Genomic DNA, 15,286 nt, shown 5'->3' with positions numbered 1-15,286 from the left:
GCAATAAAAAAAGGCCCAATAATATTGGGCCTTTAGCGCATAGTTTAGTTATTCATCGAACTGTAAAACTCTTCATTATCCTTAGTATCTTTAAGTTTATTAAGAAGGAATTCAATCGCATCAACAGATCCCATTGGCATCAAGATACGGCGAAGAACATACATCTTCGCGAGCGTTCCAGCATCAAGAAGTAATTCTTCCTTACGTGTACCGGACTTGGTAATATCAATCGCTGGGAAGATACGTTTATCACTAACCTTACGGTCAAGAACAATCTCAGAGTTACCTGTACCTTTAAATTCCTCAAAGATAACCTCATCCATACGGCTTCCGGTGTCAATAAGCGCTGTTGCGATGATTGTTAAAGAGCCCCCCTCTTCAACATTACGCGCTGCACCAAAGAAACGTTTCGGACGTTGAAGCGCATTGGCATCAACACCACCGGTAAGCACTTTACCGGAGCTTGGAATAACCGTGTTATATGCACGTGCAAGTCGAGTAATACTATCTAGCAAAATTACGACATCATATTTATTTTCAACAAGTCGTTTTGCTTTTTCAATAACCATTTCAGCCACTTGAACGTGACGGCTCGCTGGTTCATCAAATGTTGAACTTACAACTTCCCCTTTAACAGAGCGGCGCATGTCGGTTACCTCTTCCGGGCGTTCATCAATAAGAAGAACGATCAAAAACACATCCGGATGATTTTCTTTAATGGCATGTGCAACATTCTGCATCAATACCGTTTTACCAGTTCTTGGCGGCGCCACAATCACACCACGCTGACCAAATCCAATTGGTGCCACAAGATCAATAACACGTGTTGATTTGTCTTTAATGGTTGGATCATCACGGTCCAGTTTAAATTTCCGGTCTGGATGAAGCGGCGTAAGACTATCAAAGTGAACTTTGTGTTTTCCAGCATCAGGGTCTTTATAATTTACCGCAGAAACTTTAAGAAGTGCGAAATAACGCTCGCCATCTTTCGGTGCACGGATCAAACCTTCTACCGTGTCACCTGTTCTTAGACCAAAACGTTTAATCTGGCTCGGGCTGACGTAAATATCATCAGGGCCCGGTAGATAATTTGATTCTGGTGATCTTAAAAACCCAAATCCATCCTGTAATACTTCTACAACACCGCCGCCGGAAATTTCCTCTCCCCGTGATGCATAAGCTTTAAGAATGGCAAACATCATATCCTGCTTGCGCATGTTGCTGGCATTTTCAACATCATTTTCTTCAGCAAGTGATAAAATGTCTGCGGGGGATTTCTTTTTAAGGTCCAATAGATTCATAGGAGATATCCAAAATGTTATGATTAGAAATGCGGTAGTGTGAGAATTTTCAAGAATTTTGATTAAAATAATAGGAAGATATAATCATTTGCGATTATTCGCTTATGATAAACTATTTTTGTATACAAGCAAAGATAAAAAATTAACCTCTTAAAATGGCTTTAAAATCACCATAAATACAATCAAAAACATCAGTAAAGTTGGCACTTCATTGACCATGCGGAAAAACTTTTCTGACTTCTCATTTTGATCACGGTAAAAGGCGCGGCGCCAATATGACAAGTATCCATGGAACCCTGACATCGCGAGCACAGCGGCAAATTTAACATAAAACCATCCGCCCGCGTTCCAGCTATCCTGTCCAAATGATAACGCAAGACCAAACACCCAAGTGGCAATCATTGCTGGATTTATAATAATCCTGAGCAGCTTTCTTTCCATTTCCTTGAACATTTCTGATGCATCGGACCCCACCTCTAAGCGTGTGTGATAAACAAAAAGGCGTGGCAAATAAAACATACCTGCCATCCAGCTGATAAATGAAATGATATGAAGCGCCAGAAGCCAGTAATAATAGTCCTGAAAAAATTCAATTAATGTTTCGATCATTAAATTCTGTGCTCCGTCACAAGGCTTGCAAGTCCGTCAATGAACTTATCACGGTCTTGAACTGTGTCAATACGGACATAATCTTTGATGCCTGCTTCATCCGCAAGCTCTTTATATTCAATATCAAGCTCAACAAGCGTTTCTGAATGTTCGGACACAAACGCAACAGGCACCATGATGATATTTTTACCGTCAACACCAGCGCGTTCAATTTCATCTTCTGTTGATGGACCGATCCATTCTAGCGGGCCAACGCGGCTTTGATAACAGACCACATGATCAAGATTTTGATCCTTTAAAACTTCCATCAATGCAGCACAGGTTTGTTCAACCTGTGTTTGATATGGATCGCCATTTTCAATGGTTTTCTTTGGCAAACCATGCGCAGATAATAAAAGCCTATATGCATTTTTATCATCAACATTTGCAAGTTTTTCCCGGATCATATCCGCCATTGTTTCTACGAAAAACTTATGATCAGGATATTCTTTAATCACACGATATGGGCTGATCAGCCCTTCTTTTTTGGCGCATTTATTCCATTCAATAATGCCGGTTCCAGTGGTCGTGATGCTATATTGTGGGTAAAGTGGCAAAAGAATAATTTCATCCGGGTTATATTCTTTAACCTGTTTCACCACATCTTTGGCAAAAGGTTTCCAATAACGCATAAAGATGAAACATTTATATTCATCTTCTTGCTCATTATTTAGAATATTTTCAAGCTTAACGCGTTGCTTTTCCGTTTCCTCAAGGATCGGTGATTTATTGCCGATTTCACGGTAAATGTTGCGCGCAATTGGTGCCCGTCTACTGGAAATGGTCTTTGCGATCATCCACCGAAGTGGATTTGGCACAGAAATAATCGCCGGATCATAAAATAAATTAAATAAAAACGGCTTCACGGCGTCCAGATTATCCGGACCACCCAAGTTAAACATAACAACAGCACATTTTTTGCTCATAGAATTTTATCTTCTATAATTTAAAATAATATCAGACACCATTTTTACATTTTCCGGCGGCGTTTGCGGGATAATGCCGTGTCCTAAATTAAATACGTGTGAGCCGTCTTTTAGATGATCTAAAATGTTATAAACTGCATTTTCTAGTGGTTTTCCTCCACTTACAAGCAATAATGGATCTAAATTCCCCTGAACAGTACACAGCGGCTGAACCACATCACGCACCCATGTGCATGATGTTGATGTATCAATACTGACAGCATTGACCTTGGTTTTCTTAATGAAATTCTTAATCTTGGCACCTGCCCCTTTTGGGAAGCCAATAATTGGAACATCAGGATGAACAGTGCGGATATTTTCAACAATTTTTTGAACCGGTTCCACACACCATTTGATAAATTCATCAGCAGGAAGCGTGCCGGACCAACTATCAAAAATTTGTAGCGCTTCTGCGCCGTTATTGACCTGCTCAATCAGATATTCTGATGTTGATGATACAAGTAGATCTATAAGCTTGGAGAATGTCTCACGGTCTTGATAGGCCATTAAACGGGTTTCTGCCTGATCTTTTGATCCTTTACCGTTGACCATATAGGTGGCAACCGTCCATGGCGCCCCTGCAAAACCAATTAACGCCACATGATCAGGTAATGCCTTTGAAAGGTTAGAAACCGTTTTATAAACAGGGCTTAGGTGGTCATGAAGCTTAGATGTTGATAATGCTTCAAGCTTTTCAAGATTATCTACAGGGGTGAGAACCGGACCTTCACCTTGTTTGAAAGCCAAATCCTGTCCCAGCGCGTGCGGGATGACCAGAATATCGGAAAATAATATGGCTGCATCCATATTAAATCTTCTAATGGGTTGAAGTGTGACTTCAGTTGCAAAATCAGAATTATAACAAAGATCAAGAAATGATCCTGCTTCTTTACGAAGTTTCATATATTCTGGTAAATATCTTCCGGCTTGTCTCATAAACCAAAAAGGAACACGATCAGTTTTTTCACCACGAAGAGTTTTAATGAATAGCTTATTATCAGTCATATTTTCATTCTTAAAAGTTATACACGAACAATACTACTTATATATTATTTATATATAAAAGGATGTAGTGGTTAATTGTTCCTGTGGATATTGTGGATTAAAAGTTATCAACAATATATTAAGGTAATTATCAACAGTATAAAATCACACTTTTAATATATGAAAATCCCTATAAAATAAACAAATATTGATGATTAATTTAAAAGTTATAAATGACCAGAATAACAATTATTCACAAAGGAAAAAAAACGTATCAAATATGAATTGCGGGTAGTAAAATTTATGAATGTGAAAAATTACACACTTATCCCCGTTATTCACGTTATTCATTTTTAAGCAAAGTACTCTTATGAAAAAAATCCATCTTCATCTTGTATCTGATTCCACCGGCGACACACTAGAACAGGTTGCTAAAGCAGCACTCGCGCAGTTTCCTGGTATTGAAACCGTAAAACATTATTGGCCAATGATCAGAACGGCCCGCCATATGGCAAGAATTATTGCTGAAATGGAAGAAAACCCAGGTGTTGTTATGTTTACACTGGTGGATCATGAAATTGAAAAAGTGTTGGTGGACAGCTGTAAAAAACATGGCTGGCGCTATATTTCCGTTCTTCACGGTATTATCCGTGAATTAGGCCGTCATGTGGGTGAAAAACCATCCGAACGTCCGGGGCTTCAGCATCAAATGGATGATGAATACTTTGACCGCATTGATGCTATTCAATATACGCTTGCCCATGATGATGGACAGATTGCCGATAATTTGATGGATGCAGATATTATTCTGGTTGGTGTTTCCAGAACTTCAAAAACACCGACCTGTATTTATCTTGCGAACCGTGGTTATCGGGCGGCAAATATTCCGATCGTGCCGGGATTGCCGTTACCACAAGACCTTGAGAGAGCAAAAGCAGAAGGAAAGTTTATTGTCGGTCTTGTGAATAGCGTAGATAGATTGGTTCAAATCCGTAGAAACAGGCTCCTCACATTAAAGGAAACTAAAACCACAGATTATGTTGATGAAGACCTGGTGAAGGAAGAAGTGAAAGAATCGCGCCGGTTATTTACTAAAATGGGATGGCCGGTGATTGATGTCACGCGCAGATCGATTGAGGAAACATCAGTAGCGATCATAAACCTTAAAAATAAATATGATGAAGAAATGGCAGCAAAAAAATAATGGGGCTTATTCTTGCATCAAAAAGCGCTTCGCGAAAAAAGATACTTGAAAATACGGGTCTTTCATTTGAAACAAAACCTGCGCCAATTGATGAACAATCAATTAAAGAAGAAATGTTAAGCACAGGCGATAATGTCCGAAACATCGCGGAAAGATTGGCATCTGAAAAAGCGTTATATGTTTTAAAAGATCATCCCGAAGATTTCATTTTAGGTGCAGATCAAATTCTTTCCTGTGATGGGCATTTATTCAGTAAAGCAAGAGATAAGAATGAGGCCAAAGAACATCTTGAATTTTTCCGTGGGAAAAAACATACCCTAACCACATCTATTGTACTTGCCAAAGCAGACAAAATTATCTGGGTTTATACCTGCGAACCGGAACTAACCATGCGAGATTTTAGCGAAGCATTTCTGAATGACTATATGGAAAAAGCAGGTGATGCTTTAATTCATTCGGTTGGCTGTTATTATATGGAAGATATTGGTATTCAGTTATTCTCTGAAATAAAAGGGGAATATTATGACATATTGGGATTGCCCTTATTGCCATTACTTAAGAAATTACGGGACTTAAAAATTATAAATGACTGAAAATAATAAATTAATTGCTGGTGTTGTTGGGGACCCGATATCACACAGTCTTTCGCCAAAATTGCATGGCTTTTGGCTTAATAAATACGGCATCAATGGTGAATATAAAGCCTTTCACGTGACCGCGGATGAACTGCCAAACTTTCTATTAAACTTATCTGAAAATGGTATAAGCGGGGTTAATCTAACCGTTCCCCATAAAGAACAAGCGTTAGGTCTTGTTGATATTGTGGATGAAAGTGCGAAAAAAATTGGTGCCGTAAATACGGTTTATTTTAAAGACGGTAAAATGATTGGTGCAAATACGGATGGTATTGGTTACCTAATGCATTTAAAACAATCATCAAATCAGTGGAAAGCAGGTAATGGCCCTGCGGTAATATTGGGGGCTGGTGGTGCGGCCCGTGCGGTTCTTGTTAGTCTGCTAGATGATGGTGTGCCGGAAATTCGTATTACCAACCGTACGAAATCCCGCGCCGAAGCACTGGCAGCTGAAATTGGTGATGACCGTATTAAAGTTATAGATTGGGAAGACCGCGATTTTGCGTTAAAGGGTGCTGCGCTTCTCACCAATGTCACGACACTGGGCATGACTGGTCAACGCCCGCTTGAAATTTCGCTTGAAAATTTACCGACATCAGCAACCGTTTACGATATTGTTTATGCCCCGCTTGAAACGGAACTGCTTAAAAGCGCGAAAGAACGTGGTAATGAAACGGTTGATGGTCTTGGCATGCTATTGCACCAAGCTGTACCCGGTTTTGAAGCATGGTTTGGCAAAAAGCCGATTGTGGATGAAGCGCTCAATAATCATTTACTGGAAGCTCTGAAAGGACAATAAGAAATGATCAAACTGGGCCTCACAGGGTCAATCGGCATGGGAAAATCCGAAACAGCCAGAATGTTTCGTGATTTGGGTGTCCCCGTTTTTGATAGTGATGCAATCGTGCATGAACTAATGGGTATTGATGGTGAGGCGGTTGATCTGGTTGAGGATGCTTTCCCAGGGGTTAAAAATAATAATCAAATTGACCGAAAAGAGTTAGGCAAGCGCGTTTTTGGCGACGATGGCGCTTTAATAAAACTTGAAAAAATCATTCATCCGATGGTTTCTAATAAAAGAGATGAATTTGTGGAAATGGCCAAAATAGATGGTCATGATGTGGTCGTGTTTGATATCCCGCTACTTTATGAAAAATCATATGAAACATTATGTGATTATGTGGTTGTGGTTTCTGCGCCAGCGAGTGTTCAAAGAGAACGTGTTCTTGCAAGGCCAGATATGACCGAAAAAAGGTTTGCAGAAATATTATCAAAACAGGTTCCTGATAATGAAAAACGCGAAAAGGCAGATTTTATTGTTCAAAGTGATCAGGGTTTTGACTATGCTGAAAGACAAGTAAAAGAAATTCTTGAAAAAGTGAGCCTTTCCAATGCGTGAAGTTGTATTTGATACAGAAACAACAGGTTTTGACCCTTTTAATGGTGACCGGGTCGTTGAGATTGGCTGTGTGGTTGTTGATGATTATCTGCCAACGGGCGAAGTGTATCATGTTTATATCAATCCGGAACGCGATATGCCGACGGCCGCCGTGAATGTTCATGGTCTTACTGAAGAGTTTCTTGCTGATAAACCGACATTCAGTGAAATTGTCGCTGATTTCAGGGATTTTTGCGGTGACATGAACCTCGTGGCTCATAATGCTGAATTTGATATGAAGTTCATCAATTGGGAAATGGAAAACCTTGGGTTTAAACCCTATCCGGCGACAAGGGCTGTTGACACATTGGCAATCGCGCGGCGTAAATTTCCGGGTGCGAATAATACTCTTGATGCGCTTTGTAAGCGTTTTTCTATTGATAATTCAAACCGTGTGAAACATGGCGCGCTTCTTGACGCTGAACTGCTTGCGGATGTGTATCTGGAACTTATGGGGGGACGTCAAACGGGCTTGGGCCTTATGGCTGAAGAAAAAAAGAAAGCAGCTGCAACAGAAACGGTGGATGTGGTTCGAAACTTTAGAGAGCCACGTGCCCACGCGGCAAGCGAGGAAGAGCTTGCTCGTCATAAAGAATTTATTTCAAAAATTGAAAATAATCTCTGGTAAAAATCAGCCATTAAAAAAGGCCCCTTGAGTAAAAGGAGCCCTTTAAAATTTCAGGTGCTGTAAATATATTAATTTACAACGATATCATCTTCTGCAGGTGCTTCACCTTGCTGCGCAGCCGCTTGTTGCATTTGTTGCTGATAAAGGCCCGCAAAATCAATTGGCTCAAGCATTAATGGTGGGAAACCGCCATCACGTGTAACATCAGAAAGAATGCGACGTGCAAATGGGAAAATCTGACGTGGTGCTTCGATCATCAGGAACGGCTGAAGCTGATCTTCAGGTAATCCTTTAATGCCGAAAAGACCGGAATAAAGAAGCTCAGCAACAAATGCTGTTTCGTCGTTTGAAACGGCAGTTGCTGTAATCTTTAGGTCCACTTCATAAACATCTTCACCGATTTGAGCGGCGTTTAGATTTACGTTGATGTTCATTGATGGCTTTTCCGTTGCAAGCTTTTGAATTGTTTGCGCCGGTGTTGGGTTTTCAAATGAAAGGTCTTTGATATATTGACCAAGAATGCTGATTTGCACTTCACCTTCTTCTAGTGGTGCTTCATTTTGTTCTGTAGTATCTGACATGTTGTCTGTTCCTAAATAAAATTTCTAAAATCTTTCGTCTGCTAACATGCTTTTATATTTTATACAAGCATTAGCCGCCGAAAACTGCGGTTAAATTAATATTTTTGAAAAAGTATGATTAAATATCATCATCTTTTCTTTTGTCTTCGCTTATTGTTTCTTGTGTTTCTGTTTCTTCTTTTGGGGCTTCTTCAAATTCACCATCAATGATAATGCCGCCGGAAAATGAAGACCGCGGCTTATTTTGATAGTTTCTTTTGCCGGCTTGCACCATCATATCCCCCAAAAAGGCTCTTATGGGTGCGATGGCAAAAAGTATGGCGATAGAATCCGTAATGAAACCAGGAAGTAGAAAAAAGAAACCGGCAACAGCCAGGAAAAACCCGTGAATTAATTCTTTAACTGGGCTTTCACCTTGGTCAACGGTTTGCTTCATATTCAGAAGAACTTTAATGCCTTCTTGTCTGATGATGTAAATTCCAAGAACGGCTGTCAAAATCGTAAGAAGCAGTGCCGAAAAAGTACCGATTCCATCGGCAACTTCAGCAAAAACGATAAACTCCATATAGATTACCGTAACAAAGGTAATTAAAAATATTAATGGCATAAATAATCCATAATGTTGAAATAGTGTTTCATTATATATACATGATGGTTTATCTAATATAGTATTAAAAATTGAAACGCCAAGGGATGGACGCAAATTTATGCGGTCCTACATATTTTCAGGATAGAGAATGAACAACGATTCAGAAAGTTTATCACTTATTATACTTGCCTTTGTGGCCGGCTTTATCATCTTGCAATTACGCCGAACATTAGGGCGACGTGATGGTTATGACGGCAAGGATGAAAAAAAACAGAATAATCCTTTTAAGGATAACCGTCCGGATAGATCAAGAAATGATGAAAATGTTATTCCGATTAGGTCTGGCTTAAATGATGAAAATGAAAAACCAGCCCCTGAGCCAGCATTTGATGTTGGCGTAAAGAAAACATCACCGTTTTATGGGACACTGGAAAAAATCTGTAAATTTGATCGCAGTTTTACTTTGCCGCTTTTCATTGATGGCGCTGAATATGCTTACGGTATGATTTTAAACGCCTTTTGGACTGGGGATAGTAAAACATTAAAAACATTCTTAAACCGTGATGTATTTGGCCAGTTTGAAGATGCCATAAAATCCATGAAGGATGACGGAAAGACATTTGAAAACAAATTAGAAGACGTTGAAAAAATCGAACTTATTGATGCCAGCATTCAAGGTTCAATGGCGGAACTTACGGTTAAATACAGCAGCCACATGACCATCGTTATTAAAGATGAAGACGGTAATGTTGTAGAAGGTGACCCAGAAAAAGTTGTGCCTATTGTTGATGTTTGGACATTCTGCCGTGATGTAAAACGCAATGACCCGAACTGGACATTAGTTTCAACCAGCGAAGCATAAGGATCAAATAAATTATGAAGCAGTTCTCAGCACTGGCCGTATTGCTCGGACTTTTTGTTGTTTCGCTTTATATCCTATTTGTGCCTGTTCCTTTGCCGCCCCCTGAACAGGAATATCGTGAAATTCCACTTGCCCAATTAAATGGTTGGAATGATGATGAACATGATAAAGCATTCCAATCCTTTCAAATATCCTGCACACGTCTTTTAAGATATCCTGACACCCGAGAATATAACGGGTTTGGTTTGGCCGCAGACTGGAAACCGGCATGTGAGGCGGCAAGCCTGCTTGAAAATGCGAATGCGATTGATGCGCGGGCCTTTTTTGAAAGTCATTTCACCGCTCTTTCATTTATGAAAGAGGAAGAAGGACTTTTCACTGGATATTATGCCCCGCTCTATAAGGGGTCAAAAACCAGATCAGAACAATATAGTGCGCCGCTTTATGCTATTCCAAATGATCTACAGGCCTTAAACCTTGGTGATTTTGATCAGCGTTTAAAGGGGCGTTCGATTATCGGCGAAGTGGAAAATGGCAAATTTGTTCCCTATAAAGACCGCAAAGAAATAGCCCAGGGCGCATTGAATGATCAGAATCTTGAGCTCGTTTGGCTTGAAAAAGAAGAGGATAGTTTCTTTTTACAAATTCAGGGTTCAGGTTTTATCGAATTAGAATCAGGTGAGATTATGCATATGGGATATGCGCAACGTAATGGTCGACCATACCGCGCCATTGGTCAGTTTTTAATCGAAAGCGGTGATGTTGCGCGTGAAGATATGTCGCTACAGGCAATCCTCGACTGGATGATGAAGAACCCGGAAAAATCAGATGAGCTGATGTGGAAAAACCCGTCTTATGTGTTTTTTCAGGAAAGAAAGACCGATAAACCGGTTGGCAGCCTTGGTGTTGGGTTAACCCCCGGCAGGTCACTTGCCGTTGATAGAAGCCACATTCCCCTTGGTATGCCGCTTTGGTTAGAGACTTATCAAGAAACGGCAACAGATAATGAAACAATGGAACAGGTTCCCCATTTAAAAAGACTTGTAATTGCGCAGGATACGGGCGGTGCCATTAAAGGAAAAGTTCGCGGCGATGTTTATTGGGGCATTGGTGATGAGGCTGAATTAAAAGCGGGGCCAATGAAAGACCGTGGAATGTATTATCTGCTCGTGCCTAAAAAAGTGGCGGCTGATATTCTTTCCGGGACGAATGGATAATGGCGCGCCGTGACCTCACGGACGAGGAAAAACATCTTTGGAAAGTTTATACGAAAGATGTGAAACGGCTTTCTGATCGTGTGAAAATTCCTACGCCTACTGATCAGGGAAAACGATTTGAAATTAAAATCCCGAAAAAGAAAGTAAAGCTGGATCAAAAGGTATCAACGCTTTCAAATCATGAGAGTTTGCATGAAAAAGATAGCAACTGGTCCAAGAAACTTAAAAACAAACGCGCAAAACCAGAGGGCAAAATCGATCTTCATGGTATGACCTGTGCTCAGGCCCATGAAAAATTATATCACTTTCTTGAGCGTTCCCAACGTAACGGCAAAAGAGTGGTTCTTGTGGTGACTGGAAAAGGAGGGGTAAAAAAAGATTATGATGCTTACCGGTTTAGTGATTTTGAAAATAGCCACGGTGTTTTAAAACGGGAAGTACCCATGTGGTTATCGGGTGGTTCCATGCGCCATATGGTGGTTTCTTTTCAGGATGCGCTTGCCTCAGACGGTGGAACAGGTGCACTTTATGTTGTGTTAAAGAGGATATCATGACCCCATTTGGTGAACGAGTGAGAGAGCTTAGAAAAGAGCGCGGTATCAGCCAGAAACAAATGGCCAAGAAGCTCGCCATCAGTCCGGCGTACCTTTCTGCGCTTGAACATGGGCATCGCGGCAGACCGTCTTGGCCGCTTATTCAACAGATCATCAGCTTTTTTAACATCATTTGGGATGAGGCAGAAGAACTGGAAAATTTGGCTAGAATCTCTCATCCAAAAGTGTCAGTGGATACATCGGGGTTAAGCGTAGAGGCAACAGAACTTGTAAATCTATTAAGCCGAAATATTCGTGATCTTGATCAGGAAAAAATTGAAGAAATGCTTGAAATAGTTAAGTCGAAAGAGTGATTATTCGGCGAGCGGCGGATGAATTTTTACCAAGGTAATCTGATTTCTTTTTCGTTTTAATATTTCAAAATTAAAATCGCCGATTTTATATTCCTGGCCTGGAAGAGGAATGATTTCAGCTTCATCAATAATATATCCGGCGATTGTTGTGGCTTCTTCATCACTAAGGCTCCAGTTAAACTGCCTGTTTAAATCGCGAATAGGGGTAAGCCCTTCTGCAACAATAGCGCCAGATTTTAAAACGGTCACGTCACTGTTTAATGTGTCATGTTCATCGGCAATATCGCCAACGATTTCTTCCAGAATATCTTCCAGTGATATAACCCCCATTAGCGCCCCATATTCATCAACCACGATGGCAAAATGGGCATTTTGTGCGAGAAACATTTTTAACTGGTCACGAAGTGTGGTTGTTTCCGGAACAAACCAAGGTTCCGAAATAATATCGTTCAGTGAATCATTGCATAATTCACCTTTATTTCTGCGGGTTGTCCTAAGCACATCTTTCGCATGGACAATCCCGATAATGTTATCCGGATCATCGCGCCAAACAGGAAGTCTTGTATAAGGGCTGCTGACGATTTGTAAGAAAATATCGTCAATATCATCATCTGCATTGATGGTTTCCACATTCTTGCGGTGGACCATTACATCTTCAACTGAAATTTCCTCGAGATCCAATATACCCGCAAGCATATCTTTATGCTCTTTTACAATGCCGCCTTCATGTGCCTGAAGATCAATGGCGCCGCGAATTTCATCATGTGGTGTTAGTACTTTTTGGTTGTCTCTTGTGTTAATACCAAAAAGCCTAAGGGTTGCGCGGGCTATTAATTGAATAAGCCTGACGATAGGGGATAGAACAATTACAAAAACATTGATAATTGGGGCGACTTTAATGGCCACTTTTTCCGGGTTGGAAATAGCATATGTTTTTGGCATGACTTCCGCGAAAATAAGCACAACCGCTGTCATGGCAAAGGTGGCATAAACCACGCCCAATTCACCAAATAGTTCGATGAAAATATATGTGGCAAGCGCAGACGCCAGAATATTAACCAGATTATTCCCAAGAAGAATAGCGCCGATCAGGCTTTCTGGATCAGAAATTAGCTTTTCAACCAGCCCTGCCCGCTCATCGCCCTCTTTTGACATTTTGTGCATATTGGATGCGGATGTAGCAGTAAGCGAAGTTTCAGAACCAGAAAAGAAACCGGAAAAAACGATTAGAAAGACAATAGCAATGACGGCGGAAATTAATTCCGTTTCCATGGGGTTATCCTTTAAGCGCGTCTTTCAGGATATCACGCACATCATCCATATCAACATTGTTTGAAAGGAATGATTTGCCAATACCGTTTGCGATTACAAATGTCAGTTTGCCGTCTGACATTTTTTTATCGCCTTTCATATGATGAAGCAATTTTGAAACGTCAAAATCAAATGTTGATGCCTTTTGGGCGCCGATCTCGTCAAAATGATTTCTTACTCTATCGGCATCATTACCACTGCAAAGCCCCATTTTCACGGATAAATCAAATGCCATGATCATGCCCATGGCCACCGCTTCACCGTGGAATAATGCATCATTGTAACCGTTTTCTGCCTCTAACGCGTGGCCGAAAGTATGCCCTAGATTTAATAGTGCTCTGGCGCCTTTTTCTTTTTCATCTTCGGCAACAACGTTCGCTTTTGCTTCGCAGCTTTTCAAAATGGCTTCTGTGCGTAATTCACTTGAACCTTCAACAAGTTCTTTACCATTTTTTTCAAGCCAGCTGAAAAAATCAGCATCATTAATCAGGCCGTATTTCACAACTTCGGCGTATCCGGCGATAACATGGCGGTGTTCCAATGTTTTCAGTGTTGTAACATCAATCAGAACCAGTTTCGGTTGATGAAAAGCGCCCACAAGATTTTTACCAGCCTTGGTGTTAATGCCTGTTTTGCCGCCAACGGAACTATCCACCTGCGCAAGTAAAGTGGTCGGGATTTGAATGAAATCAATGCCGCGTTGATAAACGCTTGCAGCAAAGCCAACAAGGTCGCCAATAACCCCGCCACCAAAGGCAATGATGGTGTCTTTTCGCTCAAGTCTTAAAGACAGTAATTGATCCAACAGGGTTTCCAGCATACTGAATGATTTTGTGGTTTCGCCAGCAGGTAAAATAATCGTTTCATAATCGATGCCATTATCATCAAAACTTTTTTCAAGTCTTGAAAGTTGATATCTGGCGACATTCTCATCAGTAATAATAACCGTTTTATTGCGGTTTAAGTGTGGGCGAACGTGATCCGCGGCAGAATCTAATAGATTTTCACCGATTAAAATATCGTAACTGCGATTTCCCAGATCAACTGTTGTTGTTTTCATTTTTTTGTTCGCCTGATTTTTCTGCTTCTTTCGCCATGCGCGCTTTTTTGCGGGCCATGCGGCGTTGATATTTCTTTTTCTCAATGGCCAGATATTTATTCAGTTTCCAAATGATATCATTAACCACTTTATCGTGGGGGCCTTGCCCGCTTTCAACGACAATATGTGCTTCTTCATATACCGGATAGCGTTCATTTGCCAGATTGGTGAGAATTTTTCTGGGGTTTCCTTTTCGAAGTAGCGGTCTTGTATCCCGTTTCGAAGTGCGTTCAACCAGTAAATCCACATCTACTTTTAACCAGATGACGATGGTTTGGCGTTTAAGCCTGCCTCTGGTTTTTTTGTCCATAAATGCACCGCCGCCTGTACCCAAGACAATTTTCTTATCTTGATTGACAAGGCGGTTGATAACCCGTCTTTCGCCTTTTCTGAAATCTTCCTCGCCAAATTTTTCAAAAATTTCACTGACGGTGTGACCGGCGGCTTTTTCAATTTCCTGATCACTATCCATAAATTTCAAATGAAGACGTCTTGCAAGGCGCACACCAACGGTTGTTTTGCCACTGCCCATAAGCCCGACGAGTGCAATACTTTTTCTCAGCGGGTATCTCAGTCGCGGCGCAAGGTTTTTTCTTCTTTTTCTATTAAAACTATTCATTATGTTTTCTGTTTACATGCGTTTAACGGGATTAGCCATTAAATAAACATATTTTTCCTTAAGTTTTAAAGTGCACTTTACCAATGACCGCGACACGGTTAGTATGGTGTCTTATTTATATTCATTCTTTTAATATATTACTGAGGTCAATATACCAATGGCAAAATTGTGGCTAGTTCTGATTATTTTAATAGTAGTTGGCATTGTCGGCGCAGGCATTTACCTGATGACAGCCGATATCCCGGCACCAAGCGAGCGTGTCGAAAAAACACTTCCGGATGATATGTTCCCGAATTAA

19 protein-coding genes are annotated in these 15,286 nt (G+C 40.7%); 10 read left to right on the top strand and 9 right to left on the bottom strand.

The annotated features are described in order from the left end of the window. Window positions 1–44: 44 nt before the first annotated feature. The 4 genes from rho to hemE form a co-directional block, all read right to left on the bottom strand. On the bottom strand, window positions 45–1,301 hold the full coding sequence (gene rho, locus KW060_RS15490) for a transcription termination factor Rho (RefSeq protein WP_249036354.1): 1,257 nt from the start codon (window positions 1,299–1,301) through the stop codon (window positions 45–47). 150 nt (window positions 1,302–1,451) lie between these two features. Further along, window positions 1,452–1,910 (bottom strand): protoporphyrinogen oxidase HemJ, encoded by a 459-nt coding sequence (hemJ, locus tag KW060_RS15485; RefSeq protein WP_249036353.1) that lies wholly within the window; start codon window positions 1,908–1,910, stop codon window positions 1,452–1,454. Beyond that, window positions 1,910–2,875 carry a ferrochelatase gene (hemH, locus tag KW060_RS15480; RefSeq protein WP_249036352.1) on the bottom strand — a complete coding sequence of 322 codons (966 nt, stop codon included), beginning with the start codon at window positions 2,873–2,875 and terminating at the stop codon, window positions 1,910–1,912. Before hemH ends, hemJ begins: the two co-directional genes overlap by 1 nt. A 6-nt stretch (window positions 2,876–2,881) precedes the next feature. Continuing rightward, a complete protein-coding gene (gene hemE, locus KW060_RS15475) occupies window positions 2,882–3,919 on the bottom strand; it encodes a uroporphyrinogen decarboxylase (RefSeq protein WP_249036351.1) in 1,038 nt (345 codons plus the stop codon). 349 nt (window positions 3,920–4,268) lie between these two features. Between hemE and KW060_RS15470 the strand changes: the two genes are divergently transcribed. Genes KW060_RS15470 through dnaQ form a run of 5 tightly spaced genes read left to right on the top strand, consistent with a single transcriptional unit; the run spans window position 4,269 to window position 7,803 of the window. After that, window positions 4,269–5,102, top strand: coding sequence for a pyruvate, water dikinase regulatory protein (locus KW060_RS15470; RefSeq protein ID WP_249036350.1), 834 nt, complete (start codon window positions 4,269–4,271; stop codon window positions 5,100–5,102). Continuing rightward, the gene (locus KW060_RS15465) at window positions 5,102–5,695 is read left to right on the top strand and encodes a Maf family protein (RefSeq protein WP_249036349.1); all 594 of its coding nucleotides are present in this window, start codon (window positions 5,102–5,104) and stop codon (window positions 5,693–5,695) included. The genes KW060_RS15470 and KW060_RS15465 overlap by 1 nt, the downstream gene beginning before the upstream one ends. Next, window positions 5,688–6,536, top strand: coding sequence for a shikimate dehydrogenase (locus KW060_RS15460; protein WP_249036348.1), 849 nt, complete (start codon window positions 5,688–5,690; stop codon window positions 6,534–6,536). Before KW060_RS15465 ends, KW060_RS15460 begins: the two co-directional genes overlap by 8 nt. Window positions 6,537–6,539: 3 nt before the next feature. Continuing rightward, window positions 6,540–7,136, top strand: a complete 597-nt coding sequence (coaE, locus tag KW060_RS15455; RefSeq protein WP_249036347.1) for a dephospho-CoA kinase — start codon at window positions 6,540–6,542, stop codon at window positions 7,134–7,136. After that, a complete protein-coding gene (gene dnaQ / locus KW060_RS15450; protein WP_249036346.1) occupies window positions 7,129–7,803 on the top strand; it encodes a DNA polymerase III subunit epsilon in 675 nt (224 codons plus the stop codon). Before coaE ends, dnaQ begins: the two co-directional genes overlap by 8 nt. A 68-nt stretch (window positions 7,804–7,871) precedes the next feature. Here dnaQ and secB read toward each other — a convergent pair whose 3' ends face one another. Both secB and KW060_RS15440 read right to left on the bottom strand, forming a co-directional pair. Further along, the gene (secB, locus tag KW060_RS15445) at window positions 7,872–8,384 is read right to left on the bottom strand and encodes a protein-export chaperone SecB (RefSeq protein ID WP_249036345.1); all 513 of its coding nucleotides are present in this window, start codon (window positions 8,382–8,384) and stop codon (window positions 7,872–7,874) included. Window positions 8,385–8,502: 118 nt separating this feature from the next. Then, entirely contained in the window at window positions 8,503–8,991 is a 489-nt protein-coding gene (locus KW060_RS15440) for an FxsA family protein (protein WP_249036344.1), read from the bottom strand. Between the two features lie 130 nt (window positions 8,992–9,121). Here KW060_RS15440 and KW060_RS15435 point away from each other — a divergent pair, with 130 nt between their 5' ends. From KW060_RS15435 to KW060_RS15420, 4 genes are read left to right on the top strand one after another with little or no spacing between them, the layout of a single operon-like run. After that, the gene (locus KW060_RS15435) at window positions 9,122–9,835 is read left to right on the top strand and encodes a Tim44/TimA family putative adaptor protein (RefSeq protein ID WP_249036343.1); all 714 of its coding nucleotides are present in this window, start codon (window positions 9,122–9,124) and stop codon (window positions 9,833–9,835) included. 14 nt (window positions 9,836–9,849) lie between these two features. Next, window positions 9,850–11,052, top strand: a complete 1,203-nt coding sequence (mltA, locus tag KW060_RS15430) for a murein transglycosylase A (RefSeq protein WP_249036342.1) — start codon at window positions 9,850–9,852, stop codon at window positions 11,050–11,052. Continuing rightward, window positions 11,052–11,606, top strand: a complete 555-nt coding sequence (locus tag KW060_RS15425) for a Smr/MutS family protein (RefSeq protein WP_249036341.1) — start codon at window positions 11,052–11,054, stop codon at window positions 11,604–11,606. The genes mltA and KW060_RS15425 overlap by 1 nt, the downstream gene beginning before the upstream one ends. Further along, window positions 11,603–11,959: a helix-turn-helix domain-containing protein gene (locus KW060_RS15420; RefSeq protein WP_249036340.1), complete on the top strand. Its 357-nt coding sequence runs from the start codon at window positions 11,603–11,605 to the stop codon at window positions 11,957–11,959. Before KW060_RS15425 ends, KW060_RS15420 begins: the two co-directional genes overlap by 4 nt. Here the strand turns inward: KW060_RS15420 and KW060_RS15415 are convergent, their stop codons facing one another. Genes KW060_RS15415 through KW060_RS15405 form a run of 3 tightly spaced genes read right to left on the bottom strand, consistent with a single transcriptional unit; the run spans window position 11,960 to window position 14,988 of the window. Beyond that, window positions 11,960–13,231 (bottom strand): HlyC/CorC family transporter, encoded by a 1,272-nt coding sequence (locus KW060_RS15415; protein ID WP_249036339.1) that lies wholly within the window; start codon window positions 13,229–13,231, stop codon window positions 11,960–11,962. It abuts the gene before it with no gap. Window positions 13,232–13,235: 4 nt separating this feature from the next. Continuing rightward, window positions 13,236–14,330: a 3-dehydroquinate synthase gene (aroB, locus tag KW060_RS15410; RefSeq protein WP_249036338.1), complete on the bottom strand. Its 1,095-nt coding sequence runs from the start codon at window positions 14,328–14,330 to the stop codon at window positions 13,236–13,238. Beyond that, a complete protein-coding gene (locus tag KW060_RS15405; RefSeq protein WP_249036337.1) occupies window positions 14,311–14,988 on the bottom strand; it encodes a shikimate kinase in 678 nt (225 codons plus the stop codon). Before KW060_RS15405 ends, aroB begins: the two co-directional genes overlap by 20 nt. A gap of 157 nt (window positions 14,989–15,145) precedes the next feature. Between KW060_RS15405 and KW060_RS15400 the strand changes: the two genes are divergently transcribed. Beyond that, window positions 15,146–15,286, top strand: a complete 141-nt coding sequence (locus tag KW060_RS15400; RefSeq protein ID WP_249036336.1) for a hypothetical protein — start codon at window positions 15,146–15,148, stop codon at window positions 15,284–15,286.

The organism is Pseudemcibacter aquimaris, assembly GCF_028869115.1.
Classification (GTDB): Bacteria; Pseudomonadota; Alphaproteobacteria; order Sphingomonadales; family Emcibacteraceae; genus Pseudemcibacter; species Pseudemcibacter aquimaris.
The sequence above is the reverse complement of the archived record's forward strand: the minus strand, read 5'-3'. Positions and strand labels throughout refer to the sequence as shown.